We start from the raw sequence: 14,410 nt of genomic DNA, 5'->3' as shown, positions 1-14,410 counted from the left end.
AAGGAAGAATGTACATATTTTTCTTCAAGACCTCCTATGTGCTCAAAATGGTTAAATAAGTAAAATTAGTGTTCATTATTATTGCGCTTTTGATTAACTTGATTGTCATTTATACAAACATTAAAAAAGTGGAGCATGCCTCTTTCGACCTATTCCCTTTTCCATTTATTTAGGTTGGGTAAGCGTCGCAGCCGTCGCTGACATTTCTTACTATCTCACCTATATTAGCTGGAAAGAATTTGAGATATCTAATGTAACCTGTGATTGTCATGATGATTGCAGCAACAATCCTGGCCTTTGTCTTCGCAGTTAAAAACCGGGATTGGTGCTATCCGCTTGTCTTCGTCTGGGCGTTCATCGGCATTGGTGTACGGAACAGCACTCTCTACCCGACAATCACCACTTTATCCTACATCCTGGCTGTTCTAATCCTTATCTTATCCTTCACCATTTTCATCAAAAAAACCAGGAAATAGGGTCTGACTCCATCTAAAAGGCTTGCTGAAGATCGTGCCAGATGTCCTGCCAAGCTTCGAGGCCTACTGAAAGGCGGATAAGCTGGTCGCTGATACCCATTTGATGTCTGGATTCTTCAGGAACTGCCGAGTGAGTCATGGTAGCTGGATGCTGAATCAATGTTTCGGCATCTCCTAGGCTGACAGCTATTTTGATAAGTCTCAAGTTATTCAGGAATTTCTGGGCATCCTGCTTCGTACCTTGCAATTCAAAGGAGATAAGGCCTCCACCATGTTTCATCTGTTTTTCCATTATATAATGGCCCGGGGAACTAGTATCCCCTGGATAATATACATTCTTCACCTGGGGGTGCTGTTTCAGCTCCCGAAAGATTTCCCACGCATTGGAAGAGTGCCGGTCCATCCTAACTGGTAAAGTCTTTAACCCCCGCAGTAGTAGCCACGCATCAAACGGCGAAATAATTCCTCCGATATCTTTCTGAGTCGTTACCGCTACCTGATTGATAAACTCTTTCTTTCCAACTACAAGACCTGCAACGACGTCTCCATGTCCACAAAGATATTTCGTCGCACTATGAAGAACGACATCACAGCCATAGTCAAGAGGCTTCTGTAAATAAGGTGTCGAAAAAGTATTATCGACTACAACCGGTACATTGCATTCTTTCGCGACTTTCATGACCATTTGTAAATCAATCATTTTCATTGTCGGATTAATAGGGGTTTCCACATAGATGCAGGCTGTTTCTGGGCGGATCATCTTCCTTAACTGTTCCTCTGTATCCATATCACAAAAATCATGATTAATACGATATTTACTTTTCATCAACTGAAGGAGGCCAAACGTACAACCATATAATCCTTGTGAACACAAGATGTGGTCATCTGTTTTAGTTAATGCAAAAAGCACAGCCGATACCGCAGCCATCCCTGAGCTGAAAGCAAGCCCTGCTTCCCCGCCCTCCAATGCCGCAATCTTGTCTTCAAGCACCTGTACCGTTGGATTTCCAAGACGCGAATAAATATATCCATCTTCTAAACCGGCAAAACGTCTTTCTCCTTGCTCGGCCGTTTCGAAAGTAAATGTTGAGGTTTGAAACAGTGGTGTTGTTAAGCTTCCTAAATGCTCCTTCGAGTCATATCCTTCATGAATTACTGCCGTTTCAATATGCTTATATTTCTCTGCCATACCGTCTCCTCCTCACCAATGTCTATTTCTATCATATGTCAATATCCCATATAAAGGAAGCGTTTTCATTTGTGTTTTCCACTCATTATTAAACTCCTATCTTCAGCAATATGCTATAATTTTACAATCATTCAATACTAATTTTAACTATTCATAGATAAGGATTTTTGGAGGGGAAACGATGAACAAAGTCATTTTTGGTTTACTTGTCATTTTAACGACTGCTTTAATGGGTTCGTCATTCGCTATCGGAAAAATAGGATTAGCTTATACTTCTCCCATGTTGCTTGCAGCCATAAGATTTATCCTTGCAGGTTTGATCATGGCCATAATTGTTAAACTCATCAAACGACCTCATCCAAGCAAGACCATAGACTGGGCTAAATTGGCTATCATCGGTTTATTCCAGACAGCTGGTGTCATGGGCTGCATCTTTGTAGGCCTTAGGACCATTTCAGCAGGGGAACTTTCGATTTTGACGTTTATGAATCCTTTATTAGTTATCATTTTTGGAACGCTCTTTTGTAAAACAAGATACGCCCCACAGCAATGGGCAGGGGTTTTCCTAGGATTTATCGGTGTCTTTATCACAATGGGGGCACATCTTGATTTAAAAACAGGAACCCTTCTCGGATTGATGTCAGCCATTTCCTGGTCCCTCGCCACCCTGTTGATGAAAAACTGGGGACACGCAATCGACACTTGGGTCATGTCAGCCTATCAAATGCTTTGCGGAGGGTTACTGCTGCTAATTGGCTCTTATCTTTTTGAACAGCCCTTTTTCATAATCACAACGGCATCCATGCTCATTTTATTATGGCTAGCCATTATGGCTTCTATCGTACAATTTTCAATTTGGTTTTTCCTACTACAAAAAGGAGGTTCCGCCAAAACGAGTGCCTTTCTATTTCTAGCTCCCTTTTTTGGCGTCTTATCTGGTTTCATCTTGCTAGATGAACCGATCCACTGGTACGTTGCGTTAGGTGGTTCACTCATCTTCGTAGGGATCTTTCTGGTTAACTGGACATCCCATCAAGTTGCGACAATAGAAAAGTCCATGTAGAGTGTTCTTCAAAATATACTCTAACTGTAGGAGGGAACAAGAAAATGAGTGGAGATGATACTCTATTGTTTATACACTTGTTCGTTATCCCATCAATAAGCGTTATGTGTTTTCGTAATATGGTTTCACTTTTGAAAAATCTAAAAGCAGGTAAAAGTATTCATAACCAAACGATTTTGGGAGCTGTTCTTTGTTATATTTTATTCATGACGTTAATGATTGGTTTAGAGGGTATGTATTAATACATCTGCCTAGTCTTGATAAAAAAAGTAGAGACAGCCTAAATGGCCATCTCTACATTCAAAAATTATTCTTCGACTACGATGTTTCCACCATAGAATGTTACTTTCGTTAACGGAATCTCAAGTTCACGTGCCATTTTTTTCAATTCTCGCTCTTCTCTTTCCGTTACAATTGAGATAACCGTGCCATTTGCACCCGCACGCCCTGTTCTCCCGGATCGATGAATATATTGGTCAATGTTTTCAGCCATATCAATATGAACGACGGCTGTCAGTCCTTTAATATCAAGTCCGCGAGCCGCCACATCTGTTGCCATCAACATCGGAGATTTACCTGAACGAAGCTTGCGCAGCGCTTTCTCACGGTCTACTTTATTAGATTCACCGTGAAGGACACCCATTTCAACGCCTTTATAACTCAACTTTTCATGTAAGACGCTCAGCTCTGCGATATCGTTTAAAAAGGCAAGAGCTTTCACATCTTTCAGCCTCGTGATTTTCTCAAGAATCTTGGACTTTTCCCGTCTCTCAACAACAAAGTAAAGATGGTCTACTTTTGACTCCATTTTTTCATGCTTATCGACCTTGATCATTTCTGGTTCGTTCATGAATCCACGAGCCACTTTTTCCGTTTCCTCTGGTAGAGTTGCAGAAAACACCATGATTTGGCGGTCTTTAAGCGTAGTTTTGATAATATTATTAATCGTTCCCATATGCTCGGGAATAATTAATTGGTCACCTTCATCGAGGACAATTGTTTTTACTTCGTGCATCTTCAATTTCTTTTGGGCAATCAATTCATAAATCCGTCCTGGTGTTCCAGCAATGACCTGTGGATGCTTCTTCAGTTTGTCCAACTGACGTTTTACATTAGCTCCACCGATGAATGCTGCACCTGAAATACCGCTTCCTTCTGACCAAATCCGAATTTCTTCATTAATCTGCATGACCAATTCACGTGATGACGCCAAAATTAAAGCTTGGGGAGATTTTTTATCAGGATCTATTTTTTCAAGCAATGGCAGTAAATAAGCAAGTGTCTTTCCTGTTCCCGTGGGTGATTCAGCCATGATGTCTTTTCCTTGTACAATTACAGGAATCGCTTTCGTTTGAATCGGAGTAAGTTGGCCGAAGCCAGATTTTTTCCAGGCCTCCTGGATAAATGGCTTTCTATCGTTCACTAATGCTGGTAATTCGCTCATATCGTTCTCCTTTAATAAAAAAACTTTTCATATACTCTATAGTACCATTTGTTAAAGCGTAGTAGCCAACGGAATCCGAATTGTAACCGTGGTTCCCTTATTTTTCTCACTTTCAAAATGCATCTCTCCGTCGAGGCGGTGAATAATCTTCTGGCAGATTGCAAGTCCGATTCCTGTGCCCCTTTCCTTCGTCGAATAAAAAGGTTCACCGATTCGTTTCAAGCGTTCAGGCACCATACCTACTCCATTATCACTCACACTGATTACAGCATGATCATCAATGACATCCAAGGATATGTCTATATTCCCATTATCACTAACCGCTTCAATGCTATTCTTGACAATATTAATGACCATCTGTTTAAGTTCGATGGAATCAGCCATAATATAAACCGGCTCGGCTTTTTTTACCTGATACCCCATCTCAATATTATTCAAATTCGTCTCTGCTTTCATTAACGTATATACTTGTTGTAAACAGTCACCAAGATCAATTTTACATAAAGCAACGTCCTGTTTTTTCCCGAGAACCAGCAGCTCACTCGAAATAATATTAATTCGATCAATTTCCTTTAACATGATATCAGAATGCATCGGGTTGACTTCTTTCGTCATATCCATTAACTGCACGAACCCTTTTAGCGATGTTAGCGGATTCCTTATCTCATGTGCGACGGCAGCAGCCAGATGTCCGATTACAGATAACTTTTCAGACATGATCATCAATTCCTCTTCTCGCCGCAATTCGGTAATATCCCTGACGATTGCATATACTCCAAGCATTTCCGTTTGAACAATAATTGGCAAAAAAGTTACACGAATTATCCGCTTTTCATCACTCATATTCTGGATGGTCGTTTCGAATTTAACAGCCTCTCCTTGAAGGGATTGTGTAAAGAAAACAGATACTTTTTCACTTTCATTCCAGTTGATGAGATGATTGGCATTCTTACCCTTCAAGTTGTCACTTTGGTGACCTAACAGCTTTTCAGCCTCCGGGTTAATTGAAACGACATTTCCTTCGAGGTTCAATTCAAGGACACAATCCGGATTATGCTTGAACAGCGACTGATATTGCTCATCCTTAAGATTAAATTCCTGTTGGGAGCGCAACATTTTCCCAGTCCAATATCGGATTATAATATATAAAAAAATCCCGGTAATGAAAATGAACATCCACCCTTTGGAATGCTGAAACATCGCATATGTCTGGACATCTTCTTTTGCCTGGGTCATCGAGAAGGAATCTGTAATGATAATCCATAAGACCCCAATGATTATATATATAATAGCTACTTTAATTGCAATTTTATGAGACTGGTTCATTTTATATCCTTTGTAGTTGTTTTTGGTTTATTATACCCAAACCACTCAAAAAAAGTCCTCATGTTTTACACATAAGGACTTTACGGATATTGTACCATATATTTTGGTTATTTATCATATAAAAAACGCCGCCCATTTGATTGAGCAGCGTCAATAATCAAGAGAGATTTTTTACAGCTTGATTGAAATCCTCTTCTATCTCTTTAGAAGGTTTGGCTGATAACAGGCTAAAAAACACGACTGCTATTGTACCAGCAATAAATCCAGGGATGATTTCATAGACTTCAGCAAATTTATCAATCATTTCCCACACGATCACGGTTGCGGTACCCACAATCATTCCTGCTAGCGCGCCCCATTTCGTCATCCGTTTCCAGTAAAGACTTAACAGAATGACCGGTCCAAATGCTGCTCCAAACCCAGCCCAGGCATAACCGACCAATTTAAGAATCGTACCACTAGGGTTGAAAGCTAAAATAAGGGCAATAGCAGATATCGCTAATACACCAAATCGTCCAACCAGCACTAATTCCTTATCCGATGCATTCGGGCGAATAAACTGCTTATAGAAATCATCAGTCAGCGCACTTGCCGATACTAACAGTTGAGATGCAATCGTACTCATGACCGCGGCTAAAATCGCTGCTAATAAGAAGCCTGTAATTAAAGAAGGAAATAGTTCTTTAGCCAGAATGATGAAGACAGACTCGGCATTTTTTTCCCCTAGAGGTCCGCTTGTCAGATTAAAATAAGCGATTCCGACCAAGCCCGTAAACATCGCTCCTACGATAGCGAAAATCATCCAGCCCATACCGATTCGTCGTGCGCTTTTCAATTCTTTCACAGATGAAATCGCCATGAATCGTACGATGATATGAGGCTGACCAAAATAACCAAGACCCCATGCTAGCAACGATATAATACCAATAGTTGAAGTTCCTTCAAAAGCATGTAATAAATTCGGATTAATCGATTTTATTTCATTAATAGTAGGATCCCAGCCGCCAATATTTACAATCGTGACAACAGGGACTAAAATTAAGGCAATGAACATGATCGTACCTTGTACAAAATCCGTCCAGCTAACCGCAAGGAAACCGCCAAATAATGTATAAAGAATAACAACACTCGCTGTCAGCCAGATGCCCCAGCGGTAATCCATATTAAAAGCAGTTCGGAAAAGCTCCCCACCTGCTACCATACCTGAAGAGGTGTAAAAGGTGAAAAAGATTAAGATGACTAAGGCTGATACCACTTTTAATATTCGAGAACTATCTTTAAACCGATTTCCCAAAAAGTCCGGTATCGTAATCGAATTGTCGGCCACTTCCGTATATGTCCGAAGTCGTGGCGCTACAAATAACCAATTTAAATAAGACCCTGCACACAGGCCGACAACAATCCACCCGGCACTTAAGCCGCTTATGTACATCGCACCAGGAAGACCCATTAACAGCCATCCGCTCATATCGGAAGCCCCTGCACTTAATGCGGTTACAGCCGGGCCCAAGTTGCGGCCTCCAAGCATATAATCGGTTAAGTTGGCAGTTCTTCGATAAGCTAAATAACCAATTAATAGCATACCTGCCATATATATTCCAATAGATATTATTACTCCATAATCCAAAAATATATCCTCCTATTACTTATTCATTTTGTGATAAAAAAGGTTCATTTTTATCTTGTAAGCTTATCAGAAAAAAAATCATATGTTAAGAAGTTCTTGCAACTATCTACTATTTCACATTCAATAATAATTAAGATATAAATAGATTATCGATGCAAGATATAAGATTAGATAATAAGGAGGAATAACGCCATGCAACCCTATATCAATCAACCAGATGGAGTCTTTCCCTCAGTTTGCTCTCTTGATTGTCCTGATCAATGCGGCTTACTTTTGCACAAAAAAGATGGGAAAATCATTAAGGTGCAAGGAGACCCTAACCATCCTGTTACTAAAGGAAATATTTGCAACAAAGTCCGAAACATGACAGCTCGCATATATGACCCCAAACGTCTTCAGCAGCCATTAAAGCGGATCGGCTCAAAAGGAGAAGGGAATTTTGTTCCAATCAGCTGGGAGGAAGCCATTGACACAATCACTTCAACATGGAAAAACTTAATTGAACAGCATGGCCCAGAAAGCATCCTTCCTTACAGCTTTTATGGAAACATGGGAAACCTCAGTGCAGAAGGAATGGATCGTCGGTTCTTTCATAAGCTCGGGGCAAGCAGACTTGAACGTTCCATTTGTAACGCGGCCGGTTCTGTTGGATATAACTATACGATGGGTGGTTCGTTCGGCATCGACCCGGAAGAAACGATTCAAACAAAGCTTTTTATCCTGTGGGGCATTAACGCTGTGAGCACAAATATGCACCAAGTAACAATTGCCCAGCAGGCCCGAAAAAACGGGGCAAAAGTTGTGGTCATTGACGTACATAAAAACCAAACTGGAAAGTGGGCCGATTGGTTCATTCCTATTCTGCCCGGAACAGATAGTGCTCTCGCTCTCGGTTTAATGCATATTTTATATGCCGAAAATCTAGTCGACCAACCTTTCTTAGATGAATACACTGTGGGCTCAGCTGAATTGTGCGAGCATGTCCGCCAATATGACCCTGCCACCGTCTCAGCGATTACTGGTGTTCCGATTGATGATCTATATGAGTTAGCACGAATGTACGGTAGCACGACTCCTTCATTCATTCGAATAGGCAACGGTCTGCAGCACCATGATAATGGCGGCATGGCCGTACGGACCATCGCCTGCCTTCCTGCACTTACCGGTCAATGGCTTTCGAAGGGCGGTGGCGCGATAAAGGGGAATTCAGGATACCTGGCTTTTAATACAAACGCCCTAAGACGTCCTGACCTTTTGAAGGATAAAACAACACGTATCATTAATATGAACCAAATCGGTCAAGCCCTTTTAGAAAAAGAAAACCCGATTCTTTCCTTATTTATATACAGTTCCAATCCAGCCCTTGTCGCTCCGAATGCGAATAAAGTGCAGGAAGGTCTGATGAGAGAAAATCTATTTACTGTGGTCCATGATTTATTCTTAACCGAAACGGCAATGTATGCTGACATCGTCCTGCCTGCTGCTTCATCTTATGAAACGGAGGATTTTTATAATTCATACTGGCATAATTACGTCCAAATACAAAAACCTGTAGTGGAAAAGTATGGAGAGTCGAAATCAAATGTCGAATTATTCAAACTGTTAGCCCGGGGTATGGGCTTTGAAGAACCAGCTTTTAGAGATTCAGAGGATGATATGATACGCCAGGCACTCAATTTTCCAGATAACCCGTATTTAGAAGGAATCACTTATGAATCCCTTTCAGAAAGTCAATTTGTCAAAGCCAAGATGAGTCCGCTGTTCCCGGGTAAACTGCAGACACCGAGCGGCAAAATCGAACTCTATTCTGAACAGATGAAGAAGCATGGATACGAACCGCTACCAACGTATATGCCAATCGTCAAAGACAGTGACCTGCCATTTTTATTCATACCAGCACCTAATCACAATTTCTTGAATTCAACTTTTTCCAATAACGAAAAACATATCTCTATGGAAAAAGAACCGAAACTACACATGAATACGGCAGATGCCCTAAAATTAGGAATAGATACAGGAGATATGGTCCGTATCTGGAACGAGCGCGGTGAATGTGTGCTAACTGCTGCTCCCGGGGAAAATGTGTTAGCCGGTGTTCTTGTCAGCCAAGGCTTATGGCAGAACACACCTGAAACAAAGCAACATATCAATGCCCTTACTCCAGACAGGGTGGCAGATATGGGAAATGGCGCCGTTTTCTTTTCAGGCCGGGTTGATCTTTTAAAACTGTGAAATTATAGTCGTATCGGATTTGATTGATTATCATGATTTATACTCATTACTGAAAAGTGTCTATTATTCATTTTATTTTGAGTGCATTTTTTAAAATATGTTCGATTTCTGGAGTTTATCTACGATTCTGGAGTTATATTTACGTTTCTAGAATTTCATTTCCACAAAAAGGCTGTTCCTTAAGGAACAGCCTTTTCATCTAGCTATTTTTACTCTTCATCAAACCATCCTGTTGGTTGAATATCCAAGTTGTTATTAATTTGCTTCACTTCTGTGTAAGCCTCGTATCCGAAAGTACCTAGCTCACGGCCATTTCCGCTTTGTTTGAAGCCGCCCCAAGGAGCTTCGTTATATGTTGGGTGATAAGAATTTATCCACGTGATACCAGCACGTACTTTTTTGATTACACGGTACGCCTTAGCGATATCATTCGTAAACACCGCTCCAGCTAAACCATATTTCGTGTCATTGGCCAGTCGAAGAGCTTCTGCCTCGTCCTTGAACTTTTGAACAACAAGTACTGGTCCAAAAATTTCTTCCTGCACGATACGCATTTCAGGTGTTGTATCAACAAAAATCGTTGGTTCAACAAAGTACCCATTTTCCAAGCCCTCTCCTTTAATCCGGTTCCCACCAACGATTAATTTGGCTCCTTCTTCTTTTCCAATTTCGATATACGATAAAATTTTGTTCATATGGGCTTCAGAAACGACTGGTCCCATATGAGTTTTTTCATCAGAACCTGCCCCCACCTTAATTTGTTTCGCTTTCGCGGTAAGACTTGCAATAAATTGATCATAAATGGACTCTTCCAAAAGTAATCGAGAGCCCGCTGAACATACTTGTCCTTGGTTACAGAAGATCCCGAATAAAGCGTAATCAACAGCAGTCTCAAAGTCAGAGTCTGCAAATACGATATTAGGGGATTTCCCACCAAGCTCCAAAGTCACTTTTTTCAAATTCCCTAACGATGCTTCCATGATTTTACGGCCTGTTGCTGTTCCGCCTGTAAAGGCCACTTTATCGATTTCCTCATGTTCAGCAATGGCCTGTCCGACAACTGGTCCTGCCCCTAATACTAGGTTTGCGACACCTTTGGGTACTCCGACCTCTTCCAAGATTTCGAATAGTTTAACAGCCGTTACTGGTGTTACTTCTGATGGTTTGAAAACGACGGAATTTCCTGCAGCTAGCGCCGGAGCCAATTTCCAGGCTGACATCAATAAAGGGAAGTTCCAAGGAATGATTTGCCCGCAAACACCGATTGGTTCCCGGACGACCATTGCTTGCTGACCGTCAGGCACCTCATACGTCTGTCCTGTCGGTTTAGTAGCTAATCCTGCATAATATCTAAAACAGGCTGCTGCATCATCTATATCAAAACGAGCTTCGCGCAATGGTTTTCCATTATCCAACGTTTCCAAAGCAGCTAGTTCTTCAGCTTTTTCTTCTAATTTATCGGCAATTTTGAATAAAAGTCTGGCTCTCTCCACTGCCGGAGTTCCCCACCAGCCTCCTTCATAGAAAGCATATTTAGCTGCCTCAACCGCTGCATCGACATCCTTCTGTGTTCCTTCTGCAGCTGTAGCAATAACTTCTCCCGTAGCCGGATTCAATACATCCCTTTTTTCACCCGAAGTCGAACTCACCCATTCCCCATTGATAAACATCTTTAAGTCTAGTGCTTCCGTTCCTTCTTTTTGTGTGTTATTTTGTAAAGTTTCCTGCATTTTAATTCCTCCTCGGTTTTAAGTTATCTACCTATATACAAGATATAAGCAAGATTCATGCCAGTTTGGAATATTAGGTAAATCGCATTTTCTTTCTCTTCCCTGTCCCATATAAATTCAATCGTGAATTATCTATTCATTTTTGCATAATAACTTTAGTCAATCTTCTCTTCTTTCGCCACAATCTCTTTATTTCTATTAAAAGAATCATAAAAAATATATGTAGAAGAAATATATTTTCTCAAAAATAAAGAGATGAGCAGCTGCTCATCTCCATACTTTTTCATTATTAATTCCGATTAAAAATGACCAGCTTCATTTCCGTCATTTCTTCAATCGCATACTTTAACCCTTCACGGCCCATCCCGCTTTTTTTGACACCGCCATATGGCATGTTGTCGACGCGATATGTTGGGATATCATTTATGATAACGCCACCGACTTCCAGTTTTTCAGCTGCAGTAAGGGCCAAATTGATATTGTCTGTATAAACCCCTGCCTGCAAGCCAAATTCGGAATCATTGACCAAATCAATTGCTTCTTCAACCGACGACACCTTATTGATCAAAACAATAGGAGCAAAGACTTCCTGACAGGATACCTTAAGCTTCGCATCCACTTCCAGTAAGACAGTAGGATGCAGGATATTCCCTTCAGATTTACCTCCTGCTGCAACAACGGCACCGTACTGTTTTGCTTCACTGATCCAGTCCAGACTGCGTTCTACATCACCAGCGCTTATTAACGCTGAGACATCCACTGCCGGGTCCAAAGAATCGCCGAGTATTAGTCCCTTCGTTGCCTCAGAGAATTTTTCTACAAACTCGTCATACACCTCTTCATGAACATATGCTCGTTGTAAGGAAATACAGACTTGCCCTTGAAAAGCAAATGCTGCCGTTACACAGCGTGGGATAATCTTATCAATATCAATCCCTTTATCCACAATAACCGCTGCATTGGAACCAAGTTCAAGACTCACTTTCTTCAAGCCCGCCTTGTTACGGATACCGATTCCTACAGCAGGGCTTCCGGTGAATGAAATGCTCTTCACCCGTGAATCAGTCACTAATTTATCACCAATTACCGAACCGCTTCCCGTAATCAGATTAAACGCTCCATCAGGAAGATCTGTTTCTGCTAATAGCTCAGCTAGCAATAGCGATGATAGTGGCGTTTGGCTCGCAGGTTTCAAGACAATCGGGTTTCCAGCAGCAATGGCCGGTCCGACTTTATGAGCTACCAGGTTCATCGGGAAATTAAAAGGAGTAATTGCACCCACTACGCCAATTGGCTCGCGTACGGTGTAACCAATTCTACCTTCCCCGTCAGCTGTCGCATCCATCGTTAATGTTTCTCCATGAATCCTCTTTGCTTCTTCTGCTGCAAATTTATATGTGGCAATCGTCCGAGAGACTTCTCCTATCGCTGTTTTAATCGGCTTCGCTGCCTCTTTAGCAATAATTTCAGCTGCCTCATCTTTACGGCTTTCCAAAAGAGTTGCAAGCTTTTCAAGAATGGCAGCCCGTTTATGACTTGGCAGAGCAGCCATTGCTTTTCTAGCTTGATAAGCTGAGTCTATCGCCAACTCAACCTCTTCAGGGGTAGCAGCCGGAATCTCCGCTAAAACCTCCCCGCTATAGGGAGACTTTAGTGTCGTGAACTTTTGGGCTTCTTGCCATTTTCCATTAATAAATAGTTTCTTTTTCAGAGTTTCCGTCATTACCATCCTTATCACCTCTTATAAAATTTCTTTTTCGACAGCTGTAAATGTTTCATCCAGGATTTCAATTATTCTTTCGACTTCTGATTTAGTTATGATTAAAGGTGGTGCAAACACGAGTGTATCTTGATCAAACGTAACAGACCGGCAAATTAAACCATTCTTCGCAGCTTCAGCCACAAGTCTTGGTGCTAGCTGTGTTTCAAAGCCTTCCCCGGTTTGTTTATCTTTGACAATAGAAATGCCTCCAATAAGACCAAGTGCTCTAACATCCCCAATAATCGGGTGTTTGCTTTGTAGCTTTTTAAAGCCCTCAAGCAATTCTACGCCACGCTGTTTCGAGTTTTCTATTAAGTTTTCGCGTTCAATAATTTCAATATTTTTCAAGGCGACAGCACAAGCCATTGGGTGCCCACTGTATGTGTATCCATGTAAAAGCGTGCCTTTAGACAGGGCTATAAAATCCTGATGCATCTTATCATTAAGGACCACGCCACCTAACTGGGCATATCCGCTCGACACACCTTTTGCAAAGCACATCATGTCTGGCACAACACCGAAGTGCTCAATTCCAAAATACGTACCTGTTCTTCCGAAGCCTGTAATGACTTCATCTGTTACCATTAAAATGCCGTATTCATTACAAATCTCTCTTACTTCCTTAAAATAGCCTTCAGGAGGTAGATTCACGCCGCCAGCTCCTTGAATCGGTTCCGCGATAAATGCAGCAATCGTTTCTGGCCCTTCTTGTTCAATGACCTTACGCAACTCTTCAATGGAAGAACCATCTACATAACAAAAATCCGGAGCAATGGAATTCGTGAAGTCACGGAATGGTTTCAAGCCAGTTGCACTTGTCGCTCCCATAGCCACCCCATGATAAGATTTCGAGCGGGAAATAATCTTTTGACGATTAGGCTGGCCTTTTAAAATCCAGTAGTGACGAGCAAGTTTAATTGCCGTATCATTTGATTCCGATCCACCTGAAGTGAAGAAAACTGCATTCAAATCCCCAGGCGCAATAGAAGCAATTTTAGCCGCTAAACGAATAGCCGGCTCATTGCTGAAGGTAGCAAAACTTGAAGTAAAAGCCAACTTTGCCATCTGTTCTTTCGCCACTTCAGCCAACTCTTCTTGTCCATGCCCAATATTCACATTCCAAAGTGAGGCCATGCCATCAATGACAGTTCTACCCGTGATGTCCGTAAGATATATTCCTTTACCTTCTGTAAAAATGAAACTTGGACCATCCGCCTGCTGTTGTGCAATTGCTGTAGTCGGATGAATAAAATGCTTTTTATCCAAATCGATTAATTCCTGAATCCCCGTCTTCTCTTTAATCATCTAAAAAACACCCTTCTCACTTAATAGATTTTTTTATCATTTGCTATACGTATTTATATAGCAAGATGCATGCCAAAGTATATGAGCTTTATATAATAGTATTCAAAGAGAAAATGATTCATAAATAAATCAAAAATAGCGCATATTGATTCGAATATAAATCAATCGATTCATATTCAAATCAAACATATTTAAATTTCCATTTATCAACAAAAATTAATACTTTTTTACTAATATTGTCGTTTTTTGTATTTAA

General features: G+C 41.1%; 10 protein-coding genes. 3 read left to right on the top strand and 7 right to left on the bottom strand.

Annotation, left to right across the window (positions count from 1 at the left end):
- Positions 1–489: 489 nt before the first annotated feature.
- A complete protein-coding gene (gene megL, locus RE409_RS02775) occupies positions 490–1,665 on the bottom strand; it encodes a methionine gamma-lyase (protein WP_309558494.1) in 1,176 nt (391 codons plus the stop codon).
- A gap of 181 nt (positions 1,666–1,846) precedes the next feature.
- Between megL and RE409_RS02770 the strand changes: the two genes are divergently transcribed.
- Together RE409_RS02770 and RE409_RS02765 are read left to right on the top strand one after the other, a co-directional pair.
- The gene (locus RE409_RS02770) at positions 1,847–2,728 is read left to right on the top strand and encodes a DMT family transporter (RefSeq protein WP_309558492.1); all 882 of its coding nucleotides are present in this window, start codon (positions 1,847–1,849) and stop codon (positions 2,726–2,728) included.
- Positions 2,729–2,772: 44 nt separating this feature from the next.
- The gene (locus RE409_RS02765) at positions 2,773–2,970 is read left to right on the top strand and encodes a hypothetical protein (protein ID WP_201183054.1); all 198 of its coding nucleotides are present in this window, start codon (positions 2,773–2,775) and stop codon (positions 2,968–2,970) included.
- 65 nt (positions 2,971–3,035) lie between these two features.
- Here RE409_RS02765 and RE409_RS02760 read toward each other — a convergent pair whose 3' ends face one another.
- The 3 genes from RE409_RS02760 to putP all read right to left on the bottom strand — a co-directional run bounded on the left by RE409_RS02760 (position 3,036) and on the right by putP (position 7,125).
- Positions 3,036–4,172, bottom strand: coding sequence for a DEAD/DEAH box helicase (locus RE409_RS02760; protein WP_201183056.1), 1,137 nt, complete (start codon positions 4,170–4,172; stop codon positions 3,036–3,038).
- A 51-nt stretch (positions 4,173–4,223) separates the two neighbouring features.
- The gene (locus RE409_RS02755) at positions 4,224–5,498 is read right to left on the bottom strand and encodes an ATP-binding protein (protein ID WP_201183058.1); all 1,275 of its coding nucleotides are present in this window, start codon (positions 5,496–5,498) and stop codon (positions 4,224–4,226) included.
- A gap of 157 nt (positions 5,499–5,655) precedes the next feature.
- The gene (gene putP, locus RE409_RS02750) at positions 5,656–7,125 is read right to left on the bottom strand and encodes a sodium/proline symporter PutP (RefSeq protein ID WP_201183060.1); all 1,470 of its coding nucleotides are present in this window, start codon (positions 7,123–7,125) and stop codon (positions 5,656–5,658) included.
- A gap of 192 nt (positions 7,126–7,317) precedes the next feature.
- On the opposite strand from putP, the gene RE409_RS02745 reads away from it, so the two are divergent.
- Positions 7,318–9,357, top strand: a complete 2,040-nt coding sequence (locus RE409_RS02745; RefSeq protein ID WP_201183062.1) for a molybdopterin oxidoreductase family protein — start codon at positions 7,318–7,320, stop codon at positions 9,355–9,357.
- Between the two features lie 209 nt (positions 9,358–9,566).
- Here the strand turns inward: RE409_RS02745 and RE409_RS02740 are convergent, their stop codons facing one another.
- The 3 genes from RE409_RS02740 to RE409_RS02730 form a co-directional block, all read right to left on the bottom strand.
- Entirely contained in the window at positions 9,567–11,087 is a 1,521-nt protein-coding gene (locus RE409_RS02740; protein ID WP_309558489.1) for an aldehyde dehydrogenase family protein, read from the bottom strand.
- A 289-nt stretch (positions 11,088–11,376) separates the two neighbouring features.
- Positions 11,377–12,810, bottom strand: coding sequence for an aldehyde dehydrogenase family protein (locus RE409_RS02735; RefSeq protein ID WP_056522808.1), 1,434 nt, complete (start codon positions 12,808–12,810; stop codon positions 11,377–11,379).
- An 18-nt stretch (positions 12,811–12,828) separates the two neighbouring features.
- The gene (locus RE409_RS02730) at positions 12,829–14,154 is read right to left on the bottom strand and encodes an aminotransferase family protein (protein WP_201183064.1); all 1,326 of its coding nucleotides are present in this window, start codon (positions 14,152–14,154) and stop codon (positions 12,829–12,831) included.
- Positions 14,155–14,410 lie beyond the last annotated feature (256 nt).

This window comes from Peribacillus sp. R9-11, from assembly GCF_031345095.1.
GTDB classification, from domain to species: domain Bacteria; phylum Bacillota; class Bacilli; order Bacillales; family DSM-1321; genus Peribacillus; species Peribacillus butanolivorans.
The sequence above is the reverse complement of the archived record's forward strand: the minus strand, read 5'-3'. Positions and strand labels throughout refer to the sequence as shown.

Excerpts from the sequence above, each read along its gene's own strand:
- RE409_RS02760 (WP_201183056.1), bottom strand. The coding sequence starts at position 4,172 with ATGAGCGAATTACCAGCATTAGTGAACGATAGAAAGCCATTTATCCAG.
- RE409_RS02755 (WP_201183058.1), bottom strand. The coding sequence starts at position 5,498 with ATGAACCAGTCTCATAAAATTGCAATTAAAGTAGCTATTATATATATA.
- RE409_RS02745 (WP_201183062.1), top strand. The coding sequence starts at position 7,318 with ATGCAACCCTATATCAATCAACCAGATGGAGTCTTTCCCTCAGTTTGC.
- RE409_RS02730 (WP_201183064.1), bottom strand. The coding sequence starts at position 14,154 with ATGATTAAAGAGAAGACGGGGATTCAGGAATTAATCGATTTGGATAAA.
- RE409_RS02735 (WP_056522808.1), bottom strand. The coding sequence starts at position 12,810 with ATGACGGAAACTCTGAAAAAGAAACTATTTATTAATGGAAAATGGCAA.
- RE409_RS02765 (WP_201183054.1), top strand. The coding sequence starts at position 2,773 with ATGAGTGGAGATGATACTCTATTGTTTATACACTTGTTCGTTATCCCA.
- megL (WP_309558494.1), bottom strand. The coding sequence starts at position 1,665 with ATGGCAGAGAAATATAAGCATATTGAAACGGCAGTAATTCATGAAGGA.
- RE409_RS02740 (WP_309558489.1), bottom strand. The coding sequence starts at position 11,087 with ATGCAGGAAACTTTACAAAATAACACACAAAAAGAAGGAACGGAAGCA.
- RE409_RS02770 (WP_309558492.1), top strand. The coding sequence starts at position 1,847 with ATGAACAAAGTCATTTTTGGTTTACTTGTCATTTTAACGACTGCTTTA.